Annotated in this window: 28 protein-coding genes; 11 read left to right on the forward strand and 17 right to left on the reverse strand. The window is 42.7% G+C overall.

The annotated features are described in order from the left end of the window. Position 1 precedes the first annotated feature (1 nt). The 5 genes from ABHV44_RS06335 to ABHV44_RS06355 all read right to left on the reverse strand — a co-directional run bounded on the left by ABHV44_RS06335 (position 2) and on the right by ABHV44_RS06355 (position 4,936). On the reverse strand, positions 2–1,462 hold the full coding sequence (locus ABHV44_RS06335) for an MltF family protein (RefSeq protein ID WP_459073826.1): 1,461 nt from the start codon (positions 1,460–1,462) through the stop codon (positions 2–4). An 87-nt stretch (positions 1,463–1,549) separates the two neighbouring features. After that, complete coding sequence (locus ABHV44_RS06340; RefSeq protein ID WP_459073827.1) at positions 1,550–2,338, reverse strand: hypothetical protein; 789 nt, start codon at positions 2,336–2,338, stop codon at positions 1,550–1,552. A gap of 80 nt (positions 2,339–2,418) precedes the next feature. Continuing rightward, positions 2,419–3,003 carry an acyl carrier protein phosphodiesterase gene (locus tag ABHV44_RS06345; protein ID WP_459073828.1) on the reverse strand — a complete coding sequence of 195 codons (585 nt, stop codon included), beginning with the start codon at positions 3,001–3,003 and terminating at the stop codon, positions 2,419–2,421. 310 nt (positions 3,004–3,313) lie between these two features. Next, positions 3,314–3,604 carry a T9SS type A sorting domain-containing protein gene (locus tag ABHV44_RS06350; protein ID WP_459073829.1) on the reverse strand — a complete coding sequence of 97 codons (291 nt, stop codon included), beginning with the start codon at positions 3,602–3,604 and terminating at the stop codon, positions 3,314–3,316. Between the two features lie 9 nt (positions 3,605–3,613). Next, positions 3,614–4,936 (reverse strand): hypothetical protein, encoded by a 1,323-nt coding sequence (locus tag ABHV44_RS06355; RefSeq protein WP_459073830.1) that lies wholly within the window; start codon positions 4,934–4,936, stop codon positions 3,614–3,616. Positions 4,937–5,171: 235 nt separating this feature from the next. Here ABHV44_RS06355 and ABHV44_RS06360 point away from each other — a divergent pair, with 235 nt between their 5' ends. The 5 genes from ABHV44_RS06360 (at position 5,172) to ABHV44_RS06380 (ending at position 9,579) form a co-directional block, all read left to right on the forward strand. After that, positions 5,172–6,239, forward strand: a complete 1,068-nt coding sequence (locus ABHV44_RS06360) for a sensor histidine kinase (RefSeq protein ID WP_459073831.1) — start codon at positions 5,172–5,174, stop codon at positions 6,237–6,239. Further along, a complete protein-coding gene (locus tag ABHV44_RS06365; RefSeq protein WP_459073832.1) occupies positions 6,220–6,948 on the forward strand; it encodes a LytR/AlgR family response regulator transcription factor in 729 nt (242 codons plus the stop codon). Before ABHV44_RS06360 ends, ABHV44_RS06365 begins: the two co-directional genes overlap by 20 nt. Positions 6,949–7,017: 69 nt before the next feature. Beyond that, a complete protein-coding gene (locus tag ABHV44_RS06370; RefSeq protein WP_459073833.1) occupies positions 7,018–8,304 on the forward strand; it encodes a sensor histidine kinase in 1,287 nt (428 codons plus the stop codon). A 1-nt stretch (position 8,305) separates the two neighbouring features. Beyond that, positions 8,306–9,013 (forward strand): response regulator transcription factor, encoded by a 708-nt coding sequence (locus tag ABHV44_RS06375; protein ID WP_459073834.1) that lies wholly within the window; start codon positions 8,306–8,308, stop codon positions 9,011–9,013. A gap of 77 nt (positions 9,014–9,090) precedes the next feature. Beyond that, a complete protein-coding gene (locus tag ABHV44_RS06380) occupies positions 9,091–9,579 on the forward strand; it encodes a Dps family protein (protein WP_459073835.1) in 489 nt (162 codons plus the stop codon). Between the two features lie 66 nt (positions 9,580–9,645). On the opposite strand, the gene ABHV44_RS06385 is transcribed toward ABHV44_RS06380, so the two are convergent. Continuing rightward, on the reverse strand, positions 9,646–9,912 hold the full coding sequence (locus ABHV44_RS06385; RefSeq protein ID WP_459073836.1) for a hypothetical protein: 267 nt from the start codon (positions 9,910–9,912) through the stop codon (positions 9,646–9,648). A 208-nt stretch (positions 9,913–10,120) separates the two neighbouring features. After that, positions 10,121–10,591, reverse strand: a complete 471-nt coding sequence (locus ABHV44_RS06390) for a ferritin-like domain-containing protein (protein ID WP_459073837.1) — start codon at positions 10,589–10,591, stop codon at positions 10,121–10,123. 405 nt (positions 10,592–10,996) lie between these two features. Here ABHV44_RS06390 and ABHV44_RS06395 point away from each other — a divergent pair, with 405 nt between their 5' ends. Then, entirely contained in the window at positions 10,997–11,317 is a 321-nt protein-coding gene (locus ABHV44_RS06395) for a hypothetical protein (RefSeq protein ID WP_459073838.1), read from the forward strand. Positions 11,318–11,378: 61 nt separating this feature from the next. Then, positions 11,379–11,612 carry a hypothetical protein gene (locus ABHV44_RS06400; protein ID WP_459073839.1) on the forward strand — a complete coding sequence of 78 codons (234 nt, stop codon included), beginning with the start codon at positions 11,379–11,381 and terminating at the stop codon, positions 11,610–11,612. Between the two features lie 377 nt (positions 11,613–11,989). Here the strand turns inward: ABHV44_RS06400 and ABHV44_RS06405 are convergent, their stop codons facing one another. Genes ABHV44_RS06405 through ABHV44_RS06425 form a run of 5 tightly spaced genes read right to left on the reverse strand, consistent with a single transcriptional unit; the run spans position 11,990 to position 14,510 of the window. Then, positions 11,990–13,045, reverse strand: coding sequence for an AI-2E family transporter (locus ABHV44_RS06405; protein ID WP_459073840.1), 1,056 nt, complete (start codon positions 13,043–13,045; stop codon positions 11,990–11,992). Further along, positions 13,011–13,406 (reverse strand): hypothetical protein, encoded by a 396-nt coding sequence (locus tag ABHV44_RS06410; RefSeq protein ID WP_459073841.1) that lies wholly within the window; start codon positions 13,404–13,406, stop codon positions 13,011–13,013. The genes ABHV44_RS06405 and ABHV44_RS06410 overlap by 35 nt, the downstream gene beginning before the upstream one ends. Before the next feature lie 12 nt (positions 13,407–13,418). Further along, entirely contained in the window at positions 13,419–13,778 is a 360-nt protein-coding gene (locus ABHV44_RS06415) for a phage holin family protein (RefSeq protein WP_459073842.1), read from the reverse strand. Further along, on the reverse strand, positions 13,775–14,134 hold the full coding sequence (locus ABHV44_RS06420; protein WP_459073843.1) for an arsenate reductase family protein: 360 nt from the start codon (positions 14,132–14,134) through the stop codon (positions 13,775–13,777). Before ABHV44_RS06420 ends, ABHV44_RS06415 begins: the two co-directional genes overlap by 4 nt. 58 nt (positions 14,135–14,192) lie before the next feature. After that, positions 14,193–14,510: a hypothetical protein gene (locus tag ABHV44_RS06425; RefSeq protein WP_459073844.1), complete on the reverse strand. Its 318-nt coding sequence runs from the start codon at positions 14,508–14,510 to the stop codon at positions 14,193–14,195. A gap of 336 nt (positions 14,511–14,846) precedes the next feature. Here ABHV44_RS06425 and ABHV44_RS06430 point away from each other — a divergent pair, with 336 nt between their 5' ends. Next, positions 14,847–15,221 (forward strand): response regulator transcription factor, encoded by a 375-nt coding sequence (locus ABHV44_RS06430; protein WP_459073845.1) that lies wholly within the window; start codon positions 14,847–14,849, stop codon positions 15,219–15,221. 154 nt (positions 15,222–15,375) lie between these two features. On the opposite strand, the gene ABHV44_RS06435 is transcribed toward ABHV44_RS06430, so the two are convergent. Beyond that, positions 15,376–16,512, reverse strand: a complete 1,137-nt coding sequence (locus tag ABHV44_RS06435) for a baeRF7 domain-containing protein (protein WP_459073846.1) — start codon at positions 16,510–16,512, stop codon at positions 15,376–15,378. 512 nt (positions 16,513–17,024) lie between these two features. Between ABHV44_RS06435 and ABHV44_RS06440 the strand changes: the two genes are divergently transcribed. Then, positions 17,025–18,455: a sigma-54-dependent transcriptional regulator gene (locus tag ABHV44_RS06440; RefSeq protein WP_459073847.1), complete on the forward strand. Its 1,431-nt coding sequence runs from the start codon at positions 17,025–17,027 to the stop codon at positions 18,453–18,455. Here ABHV44_RS06440 and ABHV44_RS06445 read toward each other — a convergent pair. From ABHV44_RS06445 to ABHV44_RS06455, 3 genes are all read right to left on the reverse strand, one after another. Beyond that, complete coding sequence (locus tag ABHV44_RS06445) at positions 18,452–19,768, reverse strand: DUF2254 domain-containing protein (protein ID WP_459073848.1); 1,317 nt, start codon at positions 19,766–19,768, stop codon at positions 18,452–18,454. The two genes, ABHV44_RS06440 and ABHV44_RS06445, sit on opposite strands and share 4 nt — an antisense overlap. A gap of 160 nt (positions 19,769–19,928) precedes the next feature. Beyond that, positions 19,929–20,402: a hypothetical protein gene (locus ABHV44_RS06450; protein ID WP_459073849.1), complete on the reverse strand. Its 474-nt coding sequence runs from the start codon at positions 20,400–20,402 to the stop codon at positions 19,929–19,931. 22 nt (positions 20,403–20,424) lie between these two features. Next, a complete protein-coding gene (locus ABHV44_RS06455) occupies positions 20,425–20,586 on the reverse strand; it encodes a YqaE/Pmp3 family membrane protein (protein WP_459073850.1) in 162 nt (53 codons plus the stop codon). Positions 20,587–21,138: 552 nt separating this feature from the next. On the opposite strand from ABHV44_RS06455, the gene ABHV44_RS06460 reads away from it, so the two are divergent. Together ABHV44_RS06460 and ABHV44_RS06465 are read left to right on the forward strand one after the other, a co-directional pair. Continuing rightward, a complete protein-coding gene (locus tag ABHV44_RS06460; RefSeq protein WP_459073851.1) occupies positions 21,139–21,594 on the forward strand; it encodes a hypothetical protein in 456 nt (151 codons plus the stop codon). 186 nt (positions 21,595–21,780) lie between these two features. Next, positions 21,781–22,170, forward strand: a complete 390-nt coding sequence (locus tag ABHV44_RS06465; protein ID WP_459073852.1) for a hypothetical protein — start codon at positions 21,781–21,783, stop codon at positions 22,168–22,170. 72 nt (positions 22,171–22,242) lie between these two features. Here ABHV44_RS06465 and ABHV44_RS06470 read toward each other — a convergent pair whose 3' ends face one another. Then, entirely contained in the window at positions 22,243–22,755 is a 513-nt protein-coding gene (locus ABHV44_RS06470; protein ID WP_459073853.1) for a DJ-1/PfpI family protein, read from the reverse strand. Positions 22,756–22,950: the final 195 nt, after the last annotated feature.

The following is a 22,950-nucleotide window of genomic DNA, read 5'->3' on the forward strand; positions in this document are numbered from 1 at the left end:
ATTAATCCAAACTTTTGTAATGATTGTAATTGGCGAGGATGTGTTTTACGTAATCGTAAGGTTCTTTCCCCCGGCAATAGCCGTATTTTACGTAGTCCTTTTTGTAAACCAGCGGATCAGACTTGAGTAGGATACACTCCGCTACATTGCCAAACCACACTTTGTCGTTGAGTCCACGCTGACGGGCAATCGCCTGAGCATCCAGGACGTGACCGGGTCCTACATTGTACGATGCCAAAATGAACTTAATTCGCTCGTCCTTGTCTGTTATCCGATCTTCCCAAAAGGCATCGAGGTATTGAATATACTTCACCCCAGCTTCAATATTACTGAAACCGGTGTGGGTAGTGTCGATTCCGAATCTTCTTGCTGTTGCCGGCATCAGCTGCATTAACCCAAAGGCTCCAACCCAGCTCCTTGCCTGTGGGTTAAATCTCGATTCACGGTAAATCATGGCAGCCAACAAACGCCAGTCCCAGCCTATCTTTTTACTCTCTAACTTGAGCTTTTCATCGTAATGAGAAATCTGTTTTCCGCTCAGTGATGAGAATTCACTCGTAGCACGAAGCTTTTGAGATTTCGTCATCTTGAAATACTTGCGATAAGTGTAGGCCAGTTGGCGTTGATTTTCCGGAGCGTCAATCCATTTATTCAAAGTTTTGAGAAGGTCTGGCGCATTTGGTCTCACTGCCCATGCTATTTCCTGAGGAAAACTGATTGCCGTTTTGATGTGCAGATTGTCAAAGTAAGTTTGATTCAATTCTGCAATATTTTCATCAGAAACAGTGCGGGGCACTTCGCCATCAGAAACAAGTCGGATGAGCTGCTCAGGGTAAATTGCTCCGCTCACTTCTACGATGTCGATGTCTTTTCCGATTTCATTTTCGAGACTCTGTAGTCGTGAGTAATAAGATGAAAATTTGTGAACGTAAACTTCTTTCCCGCCCAGATCGATTGGGTTTTTGACAATTACGCTGTCTTGCGCTTCGTCACTCATGCTCAGATAGTCGTGAGGAACGTGCTGAACGAGCACCTGTCTTGTTTGAGTGAGTGGAGATGTAAATGAGATAAATTCTTTTCGGGGAGCGGTCACGGTGAGGTTGCATGCGATGAGGTCACCCTCTCCTTCATTGAGCATGCGAAACATGTCGTTGAGGTCTTCAATCACTTTAACTTCTAGGTCCACTCCGAGATGTTTGGCAAACGAACGAATCAGTTCGTAGTCGTAGCCCATCGGCTGGCCGCGATACACGTAGTAGCTCGTGGAACTGTTTTCGGTAAGCAAAACAATTTTTCCGCGTTCGAGGATACGCTCCAGATCGATGTCGGCCAGCTCTTCAGCCTTAGCCACTTCGGTAGAGGTGTTTGAGTTGTCGGCTTTTGGGTCTTTATTTTCACAAGCTACAGCAAAAATGAAAAGTGTGACCAGCGCCAACGCGATATGCCAGTTTTTAATCTTCAAGCCAAATATTGTCTCAGATTACCTTAAGTAAACGAAAAAAATGGAAATGGGTTCAGTTTTCTTTTTAACAACCTCCTGATGAACGCCCTATTTGTGGACGAATTTGTCGGTTGAACTGTCGTAACTCATGTAGTACTCACCTTCAGGAAAGGCGCTCATGTCAACAGTTTTGGACTTTCCTCTCTTCACGATTTGCCCGTAGGCATTGTAAAGTTCAAAACTTGTTTCTTCTGAAAAAGATACTTCGCTGTTTTTCTTGTCGTAGCTAAAACTAACGGCCTTTCTGGTAGAGTTGAACTCTTCAACAGGGGAGGTTCTTACGTCTCCATCGCTGGATTTTTGCACCACACGAACTTTGTTTTTCCCGGAAACAGGTGTGAACTGAAATGAATATTCGTTGGTTCCCGATTTTCCTTCGCCCATAACTTCGCCAATGTCTACCCATTTGTTCCATTTAAATTGCTGAATCACAAAAGGAAGTCGGCCTTTTTCGTTTTTAGTTGTCCATTCGAGCGATCCGTCACGGCTTGCTTCAATGTTCACTGTCTCGAAAGAAGGTTTAGGAATCAGCGCGTCTTCGTTGAGCACTTTTGGCTCACAACCATCTTTATATTTAATGGTGACCACCAGATCCTGACCGATTTTGAAATTGTAGATGGAAAGATCGATTTCGAATGCCTGGGAATTAACTTCATCTGAAGTAACTTCTCCGTTCACCAAAACTTCGTAAACACAAAATCCCACGCCAGACTCGGCAATACTGTTGACTACGTAAAGATTCTCCTTCTGATAAGTACCTTCTAAAACGATGGTGCCAGCCCATGCGCTAAAAGTCGTAAAGAGAGCGAGAACCAGGGATGTGAGAAGTTTTTTCATCGGTGTTTCGTATTTCCTAATCTTCAAAGATAGATTTTTTTCAGGATTGATTTCAAGTTCGGTAGTTGTGAAAATGCGAATTATTTCTCCCTCAGGTCTTCTGCTACAGCCTGTTGGATCTTCGGAAAGAACTCCAAAAAGTCGGATTCGTAGAGGTCGTAGTTTTGGCGCAGCTCCTCACCGGCAAGGTGAAGATTGTTTTCAGCTTCTATTCGCGATGACATTCCATTTAGGCTGCGCTCAATGCCTTCGATTTTGCTGTAGTTCAGCAGCCAGTTGGATTTTGACATGTAATGAAGTAGCATTTTCATGTTCTCTGGGAAGAACTTCTTGTAGCTGTTCAAGACCGAGTAGGTCTTTTCGGTGTAAGCCTCGAGTTTTTCATTTGAAAAGTCGCTCCAGTTTGCAGCCAAAAAATGGTCGTAGAACATGTCGGTGATTACCGGGCTCCAAAGGCCAAAGTCGGAGCGGAGTCGTTTTCGTGTCTTCAAAGCAGAAGGGTGATGATCCGAAAAATCATCTATAAAGCGATGGAGCAAAACCCCGCGGGCAATGGCAGGAGGAAAGTCTTCGAACTTGTTTCCCTTCACGGCATCGCCAATAAAGTTGCCAACCAAAAGATCCGGGTCATCACCAGAGAGAAACAAATGCGCGAGGTAATTCATGGGGTAAAGGTACGGACTCAATGATCAATTAAGAATGGCTCAATTATGAATTGGTGCCTGATTTTTTCTCACAGAGCGTGGGAGGATTCGCGGAGCCCACGGAGAAATTCTGCTTAAATGAAAAAGTCCCGGAGGGCCGACACTATGGTGGCAACGTGTTGTATTGCCACTGCGCAAGTCAGTCCCAGCGGGACGACATTATGGTTCCATTGATCAAAAAAGCAAACCTAATTCTTGACAACCCTCACCGAGTCAAACCACTTTTTCTTTCTCGACTTCGCTCGATAACCGGCCAACACACAGGTCATCATCAATTTTTCACTACCCTCACCGAATCAAACCACTTCTTCCCATCCGTCCAGTGCAAAATGTAAACTCCGCTTTGCAAGCTGGAAACATCCAGTTGCATGGAAGAAGAGAAGGTGCTTGCATCGACTTCTTTTCTCAGCACTTCTCTGCCGTCTGTGCTCATCAGCCTAAATTCACCTGAGTTTGGTGGAGAGTAGTTTTTTGGAAAATCAAATTCTACTGTTACCCGATCTCTTGCGGGGTTAGGATAAACCGACATCACGTTTTCAAGTCCGACAGTGATTTCTTCCACATTCACATCCTAGCATCCGGGCTCCAGGCAGCCGTATTCGTCTGTGCGGAAAAGCCAAAGTTGTTCGATACCGGGAAATGGATCCTCAAAGGCATTTTCAACAAAACCACAGCCGATGTAACCACCGTCTGGTGCGGGCTTTAGGTAACGAATAAAATGATCTGCTTCCTGAGAGTCATAGTAAATGTATTTGCGACTCCAAAGGCTGTCCATTTCATAGCTTAAGTTTAATAGGTAACCTTGTTGGTAAGGTGTGGTTGATGTACGATAGTAGCCATACATCATGTATGTGCTATCTTCATCAACCGGAAAAAAACCATTAACCTGTTGGTAATTGTAATTCACTCCATATCTTTTGAGCTGTACCTCTTCAAAACCGTTCTCTGTTTCCTCGTAAATGATGGTGGTGTAGGTTCCACGATCACCACCAATATCTTCAATATATGGATCGTTGGATATCAATCCTCCGACAAGAATTCTGTCCTCCTCTTTTATTAAATGCACTGTGCGGAACTCGCCTTCTCCGCCAACGCCACCAAACTCCTCTATTTTTAGAAGGTTGCCTTCATCATCTAACTTCATTAAATAGTACTGAAGGTCTCCACCTGGAACGTCAGCATTAGGAAACCTTTGAGACCCCAGAGCCCAGATAAACCCATCGTTAAAATTGTACACCTTGTGAATGTCAAAAAGATCAGGGTATTCTTTGTACCAAAGAGAATCACCTGTTTCGGGGTCGATGGCAGTTATGAACCCTCTGTCATCTTCAATAGTGGTTGAAGAATCGGGCTGCGTGTAACCTGCCAATATGTAATGCTCATTAAATTGAATTCCTTTTTGAAATATATAATGTTGACCGTTGGAATTTCCACCGCTAAATTCGGTAAGTTGTATGTTACCTAGGATGTCTAAGTCTTGATTGAAGTGGTATAAACTATAATTCGAATTTTGTCCGATGTCACTTCCAGAAACTCTATGGTAAATAAGAGAAACAATCTCGTTGTTCGTGTTCTTGAAAGTGCCATAAAAATGGTCCCATCCATTGACGGCAAAGATTCCATCATCGGAAGTTGGATAAAGTGTTGAATCGAGTAGGTTCCCCCCGTAGTCATATCTCAAAAACATTAAGCGCCACGGATTATCACAAGTGAAGCAAAAAGCTCCTTCAGCAAGAATGGAAATGTGATTGTCCTCAAGATACATGGCAGAAGGAGCCAATGGCCCAACACCTTCAACATCTATTGATGGATTAACAAACACTTGATTCCAGGTTTCTTGCGCATACAGGAAGTAAGGCAAACAAGTCATTAATATTGTAAGGAGTTGTTTCATAGTAATCGATGTTCGAAGTGGCATGCTAAGTTAAAAATTGAAGTCGAACTAATTTGTTTTGACGGTCAAATGAAGAAAGCGGTTTGATTGGTGGAAATCTAGGGTTTAACCGAGATGATCGTACAAACAGTTTCATCAAGTCTGTTTTATTTCTTTCATCTCTACCACCACTCATCAAATTTCCATCGCCCAAAATCTCAGGACATCCTATCTTAGACCCATGCGAGAAAAGCGGATGAAAAGGAGGAAGTATCTCTACTGGCCGGCCCAAGTGTTTGGCTGGTTGCTGTTTGTGCTGGTGGTATTGTTTAGGGCGTTTCTCACCCCCGGTGAGCTCAACCGCGAAGCTGTGATCTCCGCTGGCCTAATCTTCGTTTTCGGGATTCTGATTTCACACACCTTTAGACTCGTGCTTCACAAACTGCAGTGGGAGCGCAAAGGAGTGCTTTTCCTGTTTCCCCGAGTCATCCTCAGTGCGGTGCTGATGGGAACAATTTTGATCTTGCTCTACGGCAGCATCTCCGATCTGTTTTTGCCTACCATTGCTCCGATTCTGGATTTTGACGACCTTGAGTTGCTGGTCTACATCTCCAACTTCTCGTTTCCGTTTTTGATGTGGCTAACTATTTATTTTACGGTAAAGGCATTTGAGAATTTTAAGCGCGAGGAAATTGAAAAGCTCGAATTGAAAGCCGCCAATTCGGAAATGGAACTCAATAGTTTTAAAGCGCAAATGAATCCCCACTTTATGTTTAACAGCATGAACAGTATTCGCGCGCTGATTGACGACCAACCGGCAGATGCCAAAGAAGCGATAACCTTGCTGAGCAGTATGCTTCGCAACACACTGCTGCTGGGGCGAAAGAGCACTGTGGCTTTGAGTGAAGAACTCGATGTCGTCCAGAAATATTTGTCTATCGAGCAAATTCGTTTCGAAGAGAGGTTGAAGGTGGAAGTGGAAGTGGAGCCGGGAGTTCTTGAGCTTCAGGTGCCTCCGCTGATGATTCAGACGATTGTAGAAAATGCGGTGAAGCACGGTATTTCGAGACAAAAATTTGGCGGTGTGGTTTCTATAAAGGCCTGGCGAAAAAATGGTGAACTGAAGATCGAGGTGGCCAACAGCGGCAAATTGAAAAAGCAAAAAGGTGAAAGTGGCTTTGGGATAGCAAATACTAAAAAACGTCTGGAGTTGTTATTTGGCGACAAAGCGACTTTTGAACTCAACGAGGTGGAGGACAAAGTAGTGGCCCTATTGACGATTCCTATTCAAACATCTAAGCATCATGAAGACAGTAATAGTTGACGATGAAAGGCTGGCTCGCAGAGAGCTGACCAGCCAGCTAAAGGCTTTTGCGGAAGTGGAGATTGCCGGAGAGGCTAGCAATGGCGAAGAGGCCATTGAGCTGATCGATAAGGTGAAGCCGGACCTGATTTTCCTCGATATTCAGATGCCAGACATGACGGGCTTTGAAGTGCTGGAAAGACTTCCGGAAGTTCCGCAAGTCATTTTTGTGACGGCATTTGACGAGTACGCACTCAAAGCTTTTGAGGTGAATGCGCTCGATTACGTGCTGAAGCCCGTGGAGGAAGAACGGCTCGAAGAATCTCTGGAAAAAGTGAAGTCGCGGATGACTAGCCAAAAACCGGATGCTCAGCAACCTGAGAATCGGGAAGTGCTCCAACTTGAGAACCAGATTTTTTTGAAAGACGGTGAAAAGTGTTGGTTTGTCACTTTGAAGGACATCCGAAAGTTTGAGTCAGAAGGAAACTACGTCCGCGTGTTTTTTGGGGACAACAAGCCACTTGTGCTCAAGTCGCTCAACGCCCTTGAAGAGCGCCTCGATCCGAAAGTCTTTTTCCGGGCCAATCGCAAGTTTATCATCAACCTGCGCTGGGTAGAAGATATCGAAAACTGGTTCAACGGTGGGTTGCGCGTTCAACTTCGCGATGGCACACACGTGGAAGTTTCTCGCAGGCAGTCGTCAAAATTCAAAGATTTACTCAGTTTGTAAGGTTCTGGCTGTTAATGATCTGTTAACCGCGAATTCTCACAGCCTACGCTTTGCTATTTTTGATGTGAAATGAGCAGAAGAACAATTTACATTGTCATTGTCCTGGCCGTGATTTCGCTAATCGGAATTGTAGTCACCCAAATTTATTGGGTCAACAAAGCCTACAACCTTCAGCAAAAGCAGTTCAACGACCGAGTGGTCATCGCCATGACTTCGGTGGTGGATCAGATCATGACGATCAATAAGGACTCGGCAGGGGTGGAGCCGGTGCAGCAGGTGAGCAACAACTACTACGTTGCCAACATCAATGATACGCTTCATCCTTATCTCCTCGAATCGCTACTTAAGCAGAGCTTTGCCAGCAGCAACCTCAAGCAAGATTTTGAATACGGGATTTATGATTGCTTCACCGACTCCATAGTTTTTGGCAGCAAGGTCAATTTTGATTCTCCCGACAACGAAGTAAAACCCGAAGATGTAAGCTTTAAAAAACGCTTTGACAAGGACGGACACTACTTTGGTGTCTACTTTCCCGGCAAGTCGGCCTTCATTTTGTCACAGCTCGACTTCTGGGTTTTTTCGAGCGTAATGATTTTGATGGTAGTGATTTTCTTTTCCTACGCCATCGTGATTATGCTACGGCAAAAGCGACTTAGTGAGGTGAAAACTGATTTCATCAACAACATGACCCACGAGCTGAAAACACCCATCTCCACAATTTCGTTGAGCAGCGAGGTACTGATGAAGAAAGACATCGTGAACGATCCCGATCGGCTGAATCAGTATGCACGGATCATCCACAGTGAAAACAACAGGCTAAAAACGCAAGTCGATAAAGTCTTGCAAATTGCCACTCTCAGCCCTGAGAAAGTCAACATCAAATCCGAAGAGCTCGATTTGCACGAAATCCTTCAATCGGCAGTAGAAACTTTTCGCGTGTCGCTACAGGATGGACAGGGCAAAATCACAACTGAGCTGAACGCGCAAAACAGCACCATCCTTGGCGATCGGGTTCACATCACCAACATCATTTACAACCTGCTCGACAATGCCCAAAAGTACACCGAGCAAACTCCAGAAATAGAGGTGAGGACCGAAAATGAAAACGGCTTTGTCAAAATTGCCATTTCAGACAACGGAGTGGGAATCGACAAGAATCAGCAGCCTTTGATTTTTGATAAATTTTACCGCGTTCCTAAAGGAAATCTGCACGATGTGAAAGGCTTTGGTCTGGGATTGTTTTATGTGAAGACGATCGTGACAGCACACAAGGGAAAAATCCGTGTGGAAAGTGAACCTGGGAAGGGAAGTACATTCACAGTATTACTAAAGAACAAGCAAAAATCAAGCGATTGACATGACGAAAAAAGACCCTTTGAAAATCTTGCTCGTGGAAGACGACTTTAACCTGGGGTTTGTGATTCAGGACAACCTGAAGTCTGAAGGTTATGTGGTTCACCTGATGAAAGACGGCAAAGAAGGGCTTCAGCAATTCAATCGCGAAAACTACGATCTGTGTCTTCTCGATGTGATGCTTCCCAAGAAGGATGGTTTCAGCCTGGCTGAAGACATTCGCAAAATCGATGACGAAGTTCCTATCGTTTTTCTCACTGCGAAATCCATGACAGAGGACAAGGTGACGGGGTTCAAAACCGGTGCAGACGACTACATCACCAAGCCATTTAGCAACGAGGAGTTTTTGCTTAGAATAAAGGCCATCTTGAAGCGCACAGGCAAGTTGACTTCAGCGAATGGCAATGGAAACGTTTTTCAAATTGGCAGTTTCACTTTCGACTACGATGACTTTAAACTCCGGAATGAAGAGAGTGTAACTAAACTCACCAAAAAGGAAGCAGATATCCTTAAATTGCTATGCGAACACAAAGGAAAAACCCTGGAACGTGAGCTCGTTGCCAACCTGGTGTGGGGAGACGACAGCTATTTTGTCGGCCGAAGCATGGATGTGTTTATCACTCGCTTGCGCAAGTATTTGAGCGCTGATGAAAATGTGTCGATCAACAATGTTCACGGTGTGGGGTTTAAACTAGTAATCGAGGGGGAATAGCCCCTCTCGCTTAAACAAAATCCAATTCTTTTCCCCGGGAAAGAATCAATAACAAATAGCTTAAAAACATTAGCAAAATGGCAAAGGAAAAAGCATTCACAAAACTTGGTTTCACCAGCGAAGAAGTAGAGTCACTTGTGTCCAGATTGAACGAGTTACTGGCGAATTACGGTGTGTTCTATCAGAAAGTGAGAAATTTTCACTGGAACATAACTGGCCCCGATTTTTTTGAACTTCACGAAAAATTTGAAGAAGAGTATCTGGAGTCTGCAACAATTGTAGATAGTCTTGCAGAGCGCATTCGCGTTTTCGGATCGTTCCCCTACAGTACTTACGCACAATTCCTGCAACACGCAGAAATCAAAGAAATTGAAGAAAGAATTTCTAGTGATGAAATGGTGAAAGCGTTGATCAAAGATTATGAGATTTTACTCTCCTGCATGGTTGATGCTATGGACGAGGCTCTGGAAATTGGAGACATTGGAACTCAAAAAATGATGCAGGACCTCACAGAAACTTTGGAGAAAAAGCATTGGATGTACTCAGCCTGGGTGCAAAAAGATTAGCCCAGAAAGAAAAATCGAATCTCCCGAAAACCCAGATGAGCAGTTGCCGTCTGGGTTTTTCTTCTTTTACCACTTTTCGGGAATGATGTCTTCTGCGGCTATTTGGTCGTCCGACAGTTCTTCTACCTGATCGATTCGCTCGAGCATGTCGTGATTTACTTTCACAAGATAAATCGCCTCCTTGGTTTTAACTTCGAGTGCGTCAAAGTAGTCGCCTTGTGCGGTCTTTAATGCGATGAGATCGCTATCGCCAAACCCCGCAGGATACTGGCGCTTAATCATCGAAAAGTGACGATCGCTCAGCGAGTTGAAATCCTTGATAATCCGTTTCATAACCCTCGTGTTTTTGAGATTCTACATTTGGGTCAATCATTCACATTGGTTTATCAGGTCGAGAAGGACAGAAAGGTAATGAAAAATTAGTGAGTTTCGCAGTTCAATTGATTGATTAACAATCAAAAAAAAGAGCCCTGCTGTCGCAGAGCTCTCACTCATAAATTAGTCTTGCCGGACCATTCAGTCCAAATGGGAGGATTTAGGTTTATGAGTTTTCTTCAGCTGATTTTTTCTGATAGGTTAGCATCAACTCTTCGAGCGAGTTGATAGCCTCTTTTATTTTAAAAATATGATCATCTAAAATTTTGTTAGTGCTAAGAGGGAATTCGATTTTTTCTCTAGCTTCCTGATAATCCTTGAGCGCGTTCTCCTCACCGCGAATACACTCATGAGCCAAGGATCTGTCTACGTTGTCGCTCAGTGGAACCTTCATATTGATCCACATTCTGTGAGCTCCGGACGCTAAGCTAGATCCCTTGTCGATTTCGCCATCTAGCGCCTTAATTTCGCCTTTCAAATCGTGGCCAAATTGATAGCGCTGCGCCACATGATTTTCCATGAATCGTTTCAGATTTGGATCATATGCTTTTTCCGCGGCTTCTTTGTATCCTTTTTCCGCATCGTAATTCTTTGTGATCAATTCGTTTAACAGAGAAATTCTTTCTTTATCGTCCATAGTAATTTCATTTTTCAGATTCGTATGAGAAAGAGACAAAATCGTTCCAGATCGGCCTGAATGCTCTTGATTCCTGCTGCTGGCGTATTTTGGAGCGTTGTCATAAAGTTGAGTATTTTCAATTTGTAGAGAATGGCTGGAGGAATGGGGAAAAAATTCTATCCTCTTCCACTGGATTAATTTCTGAATGGAGGGCAATGGACCTAATTCACCAGGTGGATTTCAGGTTGATCTGTTGCCAGTCTCTGATGGCACGAAATTGTTAGGTAAAACTGTCCATTCAAACTTACTGAGAGAACTTGAAGCAGTGCTGGAGTTTTCCGAGAGGAAGATCAACTGGTTTTAGTTTTCTTAATTCAAGACTTGAATGCACTATTTTTTAACTTAGACCTTTTTGAAATCCAAATGAATCAATCAGCAAAAGAATTAAAGTCTTATTTGTCGAAGCTTTCGGTACCCGAAGACGGGGAAATGGTTTTAGCTGCACTTTATTATGTTCACAACGAAATGGGGCGTGAAACCATTGCCGCATCGGAGCTCAACAAACTACTGGGTGAAGCGAATCTTGCATTTAAAGACATACATCGAATTTTGCATGAGCTCAAAGAAGCAACTCCCTCACTGGCCGAAGAAGTGAGTCAAAGTGGAGAATTTCCTCCAGAGGATGTACGTTACCGAATTACCGATGAAGGTTCGATTAGAGCCCGGCAAACTATAAAGAATTAATTGAAGTCGAATTGAAACACTGGCCCGAAAGGCCGTAGAATAGAATAAAACCTAGAAGATAATGGCAACTAGTTTTAAAAAGAATTTAATCGCATTTTTCAAAGAGCACGACCCAAACGCAATCACAGTAGTTCCCAAAATTGTGAAGTCGTTTTCTCACCGACAAAAGGAAGTTTATGACTACCTGAGCGATCGCTATGGCGTGGAGATCGATTATGATATAGACGAACCTAAAGTGATTGATAACACTGGAGGACCAGTTCCAGAGGCCGATCAGGGAGCAGAGCCCGTTTAGCCATTTGGCCTCGATAGAAAAAATCTTATAATAAAAAAGCCCTGACAATGCTGTGCATGTCAGGGCTTTAGTTTTTATAGGTAGAGTGGGTTTCAATCAATAAACAAGTTACTCATTGAGGGCAAGCCAAGATGGCTGCTTGTGAGTGAGTAAATCAGAACAAGGATCAAGAATATCACGATTACCGGAATAAGCTTGATCAGGTAATTTGTGTTTTTCTTATTTCTATCGTTCATCACTTTGACTTTTAATCATTTGAGGATTCTATTGAAAAAGTCAGGCCAAGACTGAAAATTGGTGTGTTGCAGAGCTTATTGGAGGTGTACCTGTCGAATGAATTTCTGGAAAAAGGGATTTTTTTCCCCAATTCTTAAATGTCACTCTTTTTCTCCCAGAAGTGTAGCCACGCTGCTAAAAGTTCTGCTGTGTTCGAAAGCAATTTTAATTATTGCCAAAACAGGCACGGCAATGATCATACCTGGTATGCCAGCTAAATAACCTGCCATCACAAGGCCCAGGATGATGATCAATGGGTTTAGATGTACCGTGTTTCCAAGTATTCGAGGCGTGATGAGGTTGCCCTCGAGAAATTGCACAAGAGAGTAGAGCCCGACCACCGCTACTGGGTAAATCAAAGAGTCTTTTGTGATGAACGCCACAAATATTGGAATTAATGCACCTATCACTACTCCGACATATGGGATGACAGTTAGCAGCGCTGAAAAAACACCCAGTAGAATGGCATAATCGATACCGATGATTAATAAGCCAGTAGTGTTCAATGCGGCAATGATTAGAATTACGATACTCATTCCTTTCAGGTAATCGCGCACTGAGTCTTTAATATCGTCAACCAGACCGAGGTAATCACGCTTGCGACCTTTTCGGTTTTGGTGTTCAATAAAAACTCTCAACCTGTTGCGGCTGTAGAGAATAAAGAAAGTGTAAACCGGAACCATCACCAAAAAGGTGAAGAACTGAGACACTGTGCTAAAAGTGCCTTGCAAGATTCCACTACTTGTCTGCAAAATTCCTGAAAGATTGTCCTGGATTTGGGTCATCGGGTCATCCAGTGAAATTCCAAGTGAATTTTCAATGCTTTGAAGCCATTCGCTAATTAGCTGGGTAGATTTCACACTGAGTTTGGGCAAGTCGCTAGCAAAGTTTTTAAACTGCCAGTAGAAGAAAGTACCAAATCCCAGAACTATTACCGAAAGTACGATGAGCACAGTGAAAATGCTAAAGAACCTGTTGAATCCAATACCTTCGAGACGCTGACAACTGGGGAGCAAGGCCAACGACAGGATTAGAGCAAACAAGAAAGGCATGAAAATCTGACCAAAAAAATAGGCGCCTGTAAATAGCAGTGCCGTGATGACCAGAATTTTATAGGTCAGGTCAATCGGTTCTTGAATCGTTCTTTTCGTTGTCATCAGGGGAAACTTTTGAAGAGACTTTTTTGATTAAGGACCAAATTTCATCCTTTATCTTAGGGCTGATCATGAGTAAAAGGCGATCGGCCAGGGAGTAAAAAATACTTTTGAAAAACCCGGGGCTTTTGTGCATGCCTAGTAAACGAAACGCTAAAGCGCGCAAACCTCCAGATATCATCTGAGTGAATGGATTGGCCGACATCGATGGACTGGAAATCATGTTTCCAACCGTATCGCTCGACATCATGTCTTTTACTGTCTCGCTCATCCGCATGCGCACTCTCAAGGACTCATTCTTCAATTCTTCCTTCCTCCTGTAGAGGGTCGTGATGCTTGTGACTTTGGTTTTGTTTTCAAACATGGTCATCGAAGTTTAAGGATGGATAAGCGTTTTGATAACGTGGTTGATAAACGGAACTCGCAATAATGGTTTTCTGAAAACAAAAAGAATCAACAACAAAACAGCGTATCCACCGGTCACCCAGGCAAAGCCAATCCATAGACTGTTATAAATTGAACCGAGATAAAAGGCAAGCCCGAAACTAGCGAACATCACAACGAGATAAGTCAGGAGCGATAGAACTGAGCCAGCCAAAATTCTTCCGGCATACTTGGCTGCTCTCTCGGTGGCTTCGAGTTGAATCAATTCTTTTTGAATGTCAACGTACTCTTTGCCCTGATTCAGCAAGTCTTCAGTGAAAGCTTTAAACTCTTCTCTTTCCGCTTTTTTCATAACTTCAAAATATCGGTAGGCGTATTAATGACTATGGCCTTGTCCCCTCTTATGGCGATTGGCACATTCATAATCTCAGGATGGCTTTTAATCATTTTAATCACGTCTTCCTCATCTTCCGGAAAGCCATTATAATTATCCTTAAAGTCTGGGTGTTCAGTGTTAATCAGCTTCTTGAGGTCGGTTTTTAACTTTCTTGCGAGAGTCAGCAACTCTGTTCCGGTCACTTTGTCGCCTCTTATGTCGATATCATTGACAGCTATGCCTTTACCCTTGGCGTAGGCAAGTGTCTGAGTGCCATCTCTTGAGCTGGCGTCATAAAATAGCGTAATTTCTTTATCTGATGTGTTCAACATGAATGGTTTTTCTGTGGGGTTAAATTACAAATTGTTTATAGGTTGAGTATGCTTCGGACTAATTGTCTTCTGCATCGATCTCTACAGCTCGCATAAAATTAGTCAACTCACTATCACCGTAAGTCCCGAAGGGCACAGTAACAAGACCTTTCGTGTCTTCTCCACACTCTACCACATAGAGGATAGACATGTCATCCGGATTTGACGTTCCCTCAAATCTGTGAAATGCTTCGATTTCCACGTTGTTCTTATCGAACTTTTCCTGTGTTTCGAGACACATCAGCTTGCCGTCAGACATTTTGAAATTCTTGTCAAAGCCTTGTTCCGAGAGAGCTTTGGTTGCTTCGCTCAGTGTTTTAAATTTATTCAGTTCCATTTGATATTTTGTTTAATTCCAGAATTATCGAGTTAAAAAGTAACAATCAAAACCGAAAAGTTTGCCATCGTCAGAAACCAAAACCTTGGTTCCAATTCCGCTGTGTTTAAATCTTCAACTTTTCTTTACGATTTTCACAGTATTTGCTCAGTAGGAGTTGAAACTTTTGTTCCACTACTGGTTCCAAATGCATTTCAATTTCTAAGCGCCTGAGGAATTGAAGGTTTAGAGAAAAATACAAATTACACTTTTGAAATTTGAAATGCCAAGTGAACATGGGACGGGAAGTGAATCCATTAAAGTGTGTAAAAAAATCTACGAAAGGTGATGGGCTCAATGATGACAGCAACACGTAAGGCATTAATAATAGATGACGAGCAGGATATCTGTTTACTTCTGGCAGCGGTGCTCAAGAAGAATGGATTTATTACTGATTTTTCGAATACTCTGGAAGAGGCCTCAGATAAAATAGTTCCCTTCGACCCTCAGCTCATTATTCTGGACCTCAATCTACCCGATGGAAATGGTTTTAGCCTTATTCCTGAAATAAAAGAAAAGCTACCGAATGTGAAGATTGTTGTTTGTAGCGCTTATGACGGACCTAAAGAAAAAAATCGCGCCAGGCGAGAAGGAGCTGATGCATTCGTAGGTAAGCCACTGGAGAGATCGGTTTTGCAAGATACTATTGAGAATCTCAGTAGCCGTGCCTAAACCAATTATTCCATATCCAAAGCTGCTGACCAACTACCTATCAATTTTCCACATTCCTCGCTAAAGTCATTCAAGAAGATTTACGCCTCAAAAAGAAAAAAGGCCACTCCATCCGGAGTAGCCTTTACGAAGCTTGTTATGTTTGTTTTTGAGATTAATATCTCAGCACTGCCAGAGCTGGATTGTCAGTTCCCAGTAATTTTAGGTATTGCTCGTCAATTAGCTGAACCTTTCCGCTGTTCTCTACAGTTGAAATGGCCGCCAGATTTAACAGGTCAGTTGAGCCTTCTTCAAAGTTATCGCTGAGGGCCACTTCTCCGGTTTTTGCGTCAAAGTTTCCCCACTGTTCCTGACCGTTTTTGATGTAGAGTTTTTCTATGTTTCCATCCTGTGCATTAAAGAAGATGGACTTGATATCATCAGTAACTCGATCTTTCGATCGCAACTCGCCAATTTCTTCGCGCGCTTTTTCGTAACTGGATTCATATCGATCCTTCACCACGTCCCAGGCTTCTTCGTGCAACTCGAATAAATCTTTGTGCTCGTAGTTTCCTGAAAGATGGTCGTCAATTAGATGCTGATAATTGTTTTTCTCTTTAAAAATCGGGTAGAGGTAATCTACACACGCTACCATGAGAGGAGCATCAGAATATTTTAAGATTTTATCCAGCTCATCCGAGAGTTTTCGGAAATAGCGTTCAATGTCCTGACGATCTTGATCATCAGGCGCACCATGGCCGTGGTAAATTGTTTGACCAGATGAATGGTGCTGCAGTGAGCTTGTGTCTTTCAACTCTTCTTGAAAAACAATGGACTCTGCATCCAAATCGGTCGTGTCGATCTCGGCAATACTATATTTTGTAGCCTCATAGAGTTTTACATTGTCCTTCGTGAGGTTCAGGATGAAAAACTCACCATTTCCTGAAAGCATTGGGCTGAGCGATCGAAGGTAAAAATGATCAGAGATGTACTCAAAAGCTTCAAATTTTATGGGAAGTTCAAAGTATTTCATGAAGTCGGCTGTTGCAAACACAGCTAATCCTTCAGACTGGTTCTCCCAGAATTCTTTGTTATCCTGTAGGCTTGCTAGTTGTTCGAGAATTTTTTCGACAATTTCGCGATCCGTGCCTCTTTTCTCTAGTCTCTCTTCTACGTTTTTAACGGCATTTTTATAACCTATGCGGTTCTTCTCGTAATTGCCTGCTACTTCCATCGGCACGAAAATGCTAACCGAAGTTTCTGCTTTATTTTTATGTAGGTTTTTGAAATCGTGTTCACTAAATAGATACATAATGCTTTTCGGTTTTAGGGATTCTGAGTCTATAATCGAAAAAACTGTGCCTCTGTAGTTCGAAGTTCCTTGCGTCAATGCTAAGTCGCAGTTATTCAGCGCGATGAGACGAGTTGTTACCGCTTTTGTACTTATTTAAACTTCATGGTTTGGGGACTATTTTGCACTTTATTCTGTGCTCATTACCCAATAATTCTCAGTTGGGGTAGGGCATGTCACCATGCAGAATGTAGCTAATTGATCTGGTGCACAACGCAGCAGGACGAACTACAGTTTCTCTTGCAATTGATTGTGGTAAAACTCTGTAAAATGTAGAACATTATTCCCGTTTGATGGTTTGAAAAGGTAAATCGTCTGTTTGATGAAAGCGGGAATAAAAGAAGTTTACCGTATTTAAAGAACAGTAAATCAAAGAACTACAGACTCGTTCCGGGTTGAGGTAAATTTGAGTGGGTTCGGGGTTTGTAGAGAATGAGCAACAATAAATTGCTTAAAACTTATCTCTTAAGGAAATGAAGAAAGTACTGATCATAGATGATGACGTAGATATCTGCATGCTGCTCAATAGATACTTGAGCAAAAATGGCTTTCATGTCGAAGAAGCCTTTCGCGGTGAAAATGGCCTGAAAATGTTGGTCAAAGAGAAGTTTGATGTGGTGTTATGTGACTTTAGACTTCCTGATTTCAATGGCCTCGATCTCATCAAAGAAATCCGCAAACACCGTCCCGAAACACAGGTAATTGTGATCACAGGCTACTCAGATGTGAAGGTTGCTGTGAAAACGCTAAAGTCAGGAGCTTTTGATTACGTGACAAAACCCATTCAACCGGAAGAAATTCTGCTCACCATCAAAAGTGCCATGGAGATGTCTCCTGGTGCAACCGCAGCACCCGCAGCCTCGGGCAAATCTGGTGCGTCCAAGAAAAAATCGGGTAAGTCGGGTGGCAAAGGTCAGACAGACTCGAAGCGTCAGAAGTATGGCGAATACTACTACGTGAAAGGTACTAGTTCGAAAGCCACGCAAATCCACCAGTCTATTGAGCTGATCGCCCCTACAGATATGTCGGTGATTATTCTCGGTGAGACTGGTACGGGTAAGGAAGTGGCTGCGAGAACTATCCACGCCAAAAGCAAAAGATCTGATAAGCCATTTGTAGCTATCGACTGTGGCGCCCTTCCAAAAGAATTGGCCGGAAGCGAGCTATTTGGTCACGTGAAAGGTGCTTTTACAGGCGCTGTTCAGGATAAGCCGGGTAGCTTTGAACTGGCCAATGGTGGAACACTCTTCCTCGATGAGATAGGAAACCTCTCTTACGAAAATCAAATAAAATTGCTCCGAGTACTTCAGGAGCGAGTGATCAAGAAAGTTGGAGGAACCAAGGACATTGAAATCGATGTTCGTGTCCTGGTGGCAACCAATGAAAACCTGAAAAATGCAGTCTCTGGAGGAACATTTAGAGAAGATCTTTTCTACAGGCTCAACGAGTTTAGAATTGAACTACCTCCGCTCAGAGAGCGCAAGAGTGACCTGATGGATTTTGCGCACTACTTTTTGGAGCTAGCCAATGCAGCTTTAGATAAGGAAGTGGAAGGTTTTGACGACAAAGTGGTAGAGAAAATGCAAAACTACTACTGGCATGGTAACCTCAGAGAACTCAAAAATGTGGTGAAACGCGCTACACTCTTGAGTTCAGGAGATGAAATTGATTTGACCTGCCTTCCTGATGAAATTATTCACCCTTCTTTTATCGCTTTCAAGAATGACGAGTCGGAGGATGAGATTACCGATTTGAAATCGGTAGCGGAAAGAGCTGAAAAACGAGCAATTTTGGAAGTGTTGAAGAAAACCGGCTACAATAAAACCAAGACTGCTGAGATTTTGAAGGTCGACAGGAAAACGCTTTACAATAAAATCAATGCCTACGATATCGACCTGGGCTAAATCTTTTCAAGCTTTCTTTCATCAAGCAGTTCGTTGAGTCGACCGATCATTCTGTTGATTCGCTCTCTGCTTTGATCTGTGCTGATGGTTTTCTTCATCTCAACGATTAGGCTTTCAGAAAACCGCGTTAAGGTAGCTGTGTATGCCTTTGAGTGCTGGTCGGTGTAGGCGAGATTTTTAAGACCTTCCAGTAAATTCAGCATGACCAAAGAATCAGACTGACCATATTGCCTAATTGGAGTGAGGTTCAGAAAGAGCAGTTCGTCCAGGGTTAGCGATCTGTACATCACTCTGAGTTTGCCATTCTCGTCAACTTCAAACTCCCGTTCGGGAATCGACAATTTTTCGAGCAGAAGCATAAAAAGTAAGTCGGTGCACTTCACTGCGGTGCCCGGGTCGTTTATCCCCGGGCTGAGCGCTTTCACAGCCACCTCCGAAATTTGTTTCATGCCGAAAGTGTAGTGTGATCCCACGTATTCCTCAATGTAAAAAGTGAAACAGTTTTTTATGCGTTCGCAAAGTTCCTGCTCGTTTGATAGATCTCTGTTGACTCTCAAAAACGGATAATTCTTCACGGTGAAAAATCCGATGTCTACTGTGATCTCTGCAACCAGGTCGTGTTCTTGCAGAATGCTTATGAGCTGCTTCTTGTCTATGTTTTTGAAGTACCCCGGCAAGTTTGCCCTTAATGTAAACCAACCATCGGTTTCAGGAAAAGAGGGCTGACTTTTTAACGCGCTGTATTTCTTTTGCCGGGCATGCATTCCTTTCCGAGTTTCTTTAAAAATGCTCTCTACAATTTTATCTACCTGAATTGAAACCGAAATTGAGTGGATGAAATAGACAAAAAAAGCAAAGCTGAGGAGCATAAAAAGCATGGCGAAGAAAACTCCCCAGGAAGGCACGCTCTGTTCACTAAGCTTGATGACCAAAAGAATGGAGTAGGTAAGAGACCCAACGTAAAAACCGAGAACAACCTGATGGTTTTTTCTCGTGATCAGGCCGGGTAGAACCCGGGGCGAAAGGGTAGAAGAAGCTGTGTTGAGCACAAGCATGACCATCGTAAAGCTAAAAACGATTAGCGAAATGAGTCCACCGATAATGGACCCTAGAATCAGACGGGAATCTGCGATGTTTGAAACGAGGAGTGGTTTTGCAATATTCGCCAGTTGATGACTGAGCTCAGTGTCCTCAAAAGCCCTGATGGTAAAGAAAAAGACGAAGAACAGGAATGAAATCATCGTTGGCAAAAAGGCGATGCTTTTCACCGTTTTCTGATATACCCGCTTAATCGAGCTTCTGAGTTTTTTCATTTTAGCCAATTAATTGTAGTCCGTACCAGCAAAAACCTGCCTGGCGGTGAAAATTAGTGATTTTCGATAACTGAGAGCGCCTTTGGAATTTGGCGCAAAAAAAAGACCCCGAACTCAAATGTCCGGAGTCTTTCCGCTTTTCAGTTTGAGATTATCATGTTTAGACTTCCGTCATAAACAAAAGTTTCTTTGGCTTTTTCAGCTCTTCGCCTTCTGTGTCGATAAACAAGTAGCGAACCTCTCCCTGACGGAGAAGCTTAATAGAGAAAAACTCCTCTGTGAGCGTTTCCACAAAAAATACTTCCTGAATATCGGAGTGAGAAAAATTGCTTGCCATAAAAGCTGTTTTTACACCTTTGGGAAGTGCAGTAAAACTCGCTTTGGTGATGGTTTCTTCAAATTCTCCAACAGGAGTGAAAAAGGTTCTTTTAATTACTTCTCCATCCGTAGCTTCAACCATGATGTAAGTTTCTTCAAAATTGACATCCGTAATTTCGTAATTGTCATCCAGTCGGGTTTCTACATCTGCTCTCACCTTTTTATCCAGCATCTTCCGGTTCTCAGGTTTTTCAGACTGGGCAAAGGTGATGGAAGTAATAATCAGGGCAAATAATATTGTAGTTAATTTTTTCATTTCAATTTTAGATTTTTGATTTTCAATTTTTCTTAGTCAGCACCCAGATAGAATAAATAACTCCTGGAATCCAACCCAAAAGGGTTAAGATTATGCTGATTAGTAATTTTCCACTCACTCCAAACCTCAGAGCAACGGGCACTGGAGGAAGGAGAATTACCAAAATAATTTCAATTAGATTCATTCATGGTTGGTTGGAATATCTGTGCCATGGCACTGAATTGCTCCCTCTTTTTTGTCAGTAAATGGATGTATGCCGCTTTGGGCTAGGCAGTAAGCAGGTTTTGTGAAGAGTTCTTCTATTAAAGATTTTCCTGGCTAGCATAACATGAAGTGTGGGGAAAAGTGCCCAATACTATCGCAGAATCTCAACGTCAATAAACGATGTCTTTTTTCAGGGTTGTTTTCATTGATTTGTAGATCAGTGATTTACCTTGCGTGTGCGTTTTGGATTGTCGATTGTGAAAGGGGATCTCAAACAAATGAAATCGTTGAATCACTAATTGCACTCTATGGAAAATATCTATACAGGAAACGAAAACGGAAGAATTGAACGACCTATTGAAAGAAGAAAATTTGAAAATCAATCGGCTTCGCGGGATGAAATGATCAGTGTTCTGCCTAAATGTCTAAATTTGTTTTCTTCAAAATTTGGGCAGTAATAAATGTTGAATTTCTTTGCTGCTCAAGTCGATTTGAACTAATTGAATTTCATCAACCAATCTCGTAAATAAGCATGTTCGTAAAAGAATTGAAAAACCTTTCAGAAGAAGATCAGAAAAAGGTTTTAGACGCTCCAATTTGGATTTCGCTTCACGCAGCTGTAAGCAAGGATGGAGAAATAGATCCGGCTGAAAAAAGTGAGGCCATTAAACAAGCGCACTTTCGCACGTATTCATCTCCTATCGACCTGCACACTTATTATAAAGCAGTTGACGAAAATTTCGCAGACCGCTTTGAAGAGTACAGCAAAATGTTGCCAGCAGATGAAGAGGAGGCAGAGAAATTTATCAGTGAAAAAGTTGAAGAGATCACTCAGATTATTTCGCATCTAGATAAAGGCGAGTTTGCTGAGCAGTTGCTCAAGGACTTGCAGGAATTTTATCGCTACGTGTTTAGATCGAACAGCAACGTGTTTCAGTACTTTGCATTCCCGCTGATCACTAATGCACTGAATAACAGAAAGAGCTAAAATCATTTAAGTATAATTTGAAGCCTCGGTGATACCGGGGCTTTTTTTGTGGTACAAGTTGCTCCGTTATGTAGATTTTCTGAAACGAAATGTCTCTTGTGAAAAGTGAAGGTCGTTGTGCGCCCTGACTTTTGATCCGATGGCGCGATTTTTCTATCGGTAGGGTGAACCAAAAGATAGAAGAAAATGATGACAGATGAAGAAAAGCAAGTGCATTTGAATAATGTGATAAAGCTATTAAGCGGCACGCAAAGACAGGTTCAGGGAATGGACTACAATCAATTTGCCCGGGAAGAGCAGGTTTATCAGGAAGTTTACGAAAACTTGCAGAATGCCGGACAGGCAGCACATATGCTCGAGCAGGAATCTGATGATCGTATCAGAGCAATTGGGCTCGAAGCTTTGGCGAATATGAGAAACGCCCGTTACAATAGCGAAGCAGAAATGGATCACAGTGTAGTATGGGGCTTTTTGCGCAGCGAGGATGTCGAGAACATGCTCGATGAGCTGGAAAAAGCTTCAGCAGAAATTGGTCGCTCTCAGGAACACATAGAGGACGACAAAAACAGAATTTAGTAAGAAAAGATATTTTAAAGGAAAAAATTCAGGCGGGAAACTCCCGCCTGTTTTATTTTTTGTGGTTTGTTTCTAGGACTTAGAAAGAAAGTCGACAAACTCATCGGAAAATGCTTTTTTGTCTTCCATGTCTTTGGCGAACATCACGCTCTGGCCTCTGACAAAACTCTTTGTGCTCTCGCTTTTCCCTGGTGAGTCCACAGATTCAAACACTCCAGCATCTTCCAAAATCTTTTCTCCACTTCCTATTGCAACAATGGGAGTGTGCGCCTCAAATTCCCGATTGATAAAAGCCTTGATTTCTTCATTCTCTGCCATTTGGCTGTGGTCAATAACTCCAGACACAATGACTACTCCATCATAGGTGGACTTGTCGGTGTGGCTGCTATCTACCTGTACTGGCTTGTTTCTCTTGGCATTTGATTCCGCATAGGGCTTAACCTCTAGGTTGCCACTCGAAACTACATCTACTCTCGCCCCTTCGTTTTTGGCGATGTCTCTTGTCAGTTCAAATTCGTCATTGTTGAATCCGTCTTCCAGTAGTATGGCCAACCTTTTCTTGGAGAGTTTTCCTTCTTTATTCATGGTTTAAAAATTTTTTGGGTTTTCGATTTTCACTTTAACCAAGAAAAACCCTGCCACCTTGTTCAGTTATTTGAAGGCCACTTTCGATCCGGCCCAGTAGCTCCTCTAACTCGTGACCATTGCTGGGCTTTTGTAGAAAACTGTCTACAATTCCTCCATCAACTTCATCATTCTCTCATTGGAGGATTCTCCCTT

Origin of the sequence: Halocola ammonii, assembly GCF_049334165.1 — a bacterium.
Taxonomy (GTDB): Bacteria; Bacteroidota; Bacteroidia; order Flavobacteriales_D; family Sanyastnellaceae; genus JBEGHD01.

What these genes read in the sequence shown, in the direction of transcription:
- ABHV44_RS06340 (WP_459073827.1), bottom strand. Translation starts at nt 2,338, where the DNA reads ATGAAAAAACTTCTCACATCCCTGGTTCTCGCTCTCTTTACGACTTTT.
- ABHV44_RS06345 (WP_459073828.1), bottom strand. Translation starts at nt 3,003, where the DNA reads ATGAATTACCTCGCGCATTTGTTTCTCTCTGGTGATGACCCGGATCTT.
- ABHV44_RS06355 (WP_459073830.1), bottom strand. Translation starts at nt 4,936, where the DNA reads ATGAAACAACTCCTTACAATATTAATGACTTGTTTGCCTTACTTCCTG.
- ABHV44_RS06360 (WP_459073831.1), top strand. Translation starts at nt 5,172, where the DNA reads ATGAAAAGGAGGAAGTATCTCTACTGGCCGGCCCAAGTGTTTGGCTGG.
- ABHV44_RS06365 (WP_459073832.1), top strand. Translation starts at nt 6,220, where the DNA reads ATGAAGACAGTAATAGTTGACGATGAAAGGCTGGCTCGCAGAGAGCTG.
- ABHV44_RS06370 (WP_459073833.1), top strand. Translation starts at nt 7,018, where the DNA reads ATGAGCAGAAGAACAATTTACATTGTCATTGTCCTGGCCGTGATTTCG.
- ABHV44_RS06375 (WP_459073834.1), top strand. Translation starts at nt 8,306, where the DNA reads ATGACGAAAAAAGACCCTTTGAAAATCTTGCTCGTGGAAGACGACTTT.
- ABHV44_RS06380 (WP_459073835.1), top strand. Translation starts at nt 9,091, where the DNA reads ATGGCAAAGGAAAAAGCATTCACAAAACTTGGTTTCACCAGCGAAGAA.
- ABHV44_RS06385 (WP_459073836.1), bottom strand. Translation starts at nt 9,912, where the DNA reads ATGAAACGGATTATCAAGGATTTCAACTCGCTGAGCGATCGTCACTTT.
- ABHV44_RS06390 (WP_459073837.1), bottom strand. Translation starts at nt 10,591, where the DNA reads ATGGACGATAAAGAAAGAATTTCTCTGTTAAACGAATTGATCACAAAG.
- ABHV44_RS06395 (WP_459073838.1), top strand. Translation starts at nt 10,997, where the DNA reads ATGAATCAATCAGCAAAAGAATTAAAGTCTTATTTGTCGAAGCTTTCG.
- ABHV44_RS06400 (WP_459073839.1), top strand. Translation starts at nt 11,379, where the DNA reads ATGGCAACTAGTTTTAAAAAGAATTTAATCGCATTTTTCAAAGAGCAC.
- ABHV44_RS06405 (WP_459073840.1), bottom strand. Translation starts at nt 13,045, where the DNA reads ATGACAACGAAAAGAACGATTCAAGAACCGATTGACCTGACCTATAAA.
- ABHV44_RS06410 (WP_459073841.1), bottom strand. Translation starts at nt 13,406, where the DNA reads ATGTTTGAAAACAAAACCAAAGTCACAAGCATCACGACCCTCTACAGG.
- ABHV44_RS06415 (WP_459073842.1), bottom strand. Translation starts at nt 13,778, where the DNA reads ATGAAAAAAGCGGAAAGAGAAGAGTTTAAAGCTTTCACTGAAGACTTG.
- ABHV44_RS06420 (WP_459073843.1), bottom strand. Translation starts at nt 14,134, where the DNA reads ATGTTGAACACATCAGATAAAGAAATTACGCTATTTTATGACGCCAGC.
- ABHV44_RS06425 (WP_459073844.1), bottom strand. Translation starts at nt 14,510, where the DNA reads ATGGAACTGAATAAATTTAAAACACTGAGCGAAGCAACCAAAGCTCTC.
- ABHV44_RS06430 (WP_459073845.1), top strand. Translation starts at nt 14,847, where the DNA reads ATGATGACAGCAACACGTAAGGCATTAATAATAGATGACGAGCAGGAT.
- ABHV44_RS06435 (WP_459073846.1), bottom strand. Translation starts at nt 16,512, where the DNA reads ATGTATCTATTTAGTGAACACGATTTCAAAAACCTACATAAAAATAAA.
- ABHV44_RS06440 (WP_459073847.1), top strand. Translation starts at nt 17,025, where the DNA reads ATGAAGAAAGTACTGATCATAGATGATGACGTAGATATCTGCATGCTG.
- ABHV44_RS06445 (WP_459073848.1), bottom strand. Translation starts at nt 19,768, where the DNA reads ATGAAAAAACTCAGAAGCTCGATTAAGCGGGTATATCAGAAAACGGTG.
- ABHV44_RS06450 (WP_459073849.1), bottom strand. Translation starts at nt 20,402, where the DNA reads ATGAAAAAATTAACTACAATATTATTTGCCCTGATTATTACTTCCATC.
- ABHV44_RS06455 (WP_459073850.1), bottom strand. Translation starts at nt 20,586, where the DNA reads ATGAATCTAATTGAAATTATTTTGGTAATTCTCCTTCCTCCAGTGCCC.
- ABHV44_RS06460 (WP_459073851.1), top strand. Translation starts at nt 21,139, where the DNA reads ATGTTCGTAAAAGAATTGAAAAACCTTTCAGAAGAAGATCAGAAAAAG.
- ABHV44_RS06465 (WP_459073852.1), top strand. Translation starts at nt 21,781, where the DNA reads ATGATGACAGATGAAGAAAAGCAAGTGCATTTGAATAATGTGATAAAG.
- ABHV44_RS06470 (WP_459073853.1), bottom strand. Translation starts at nt 22,755, where the DNA reads ATGAATAAAGAAGGAAAACTCTCCAAGAAAAGGTTGGCCATACTACTG.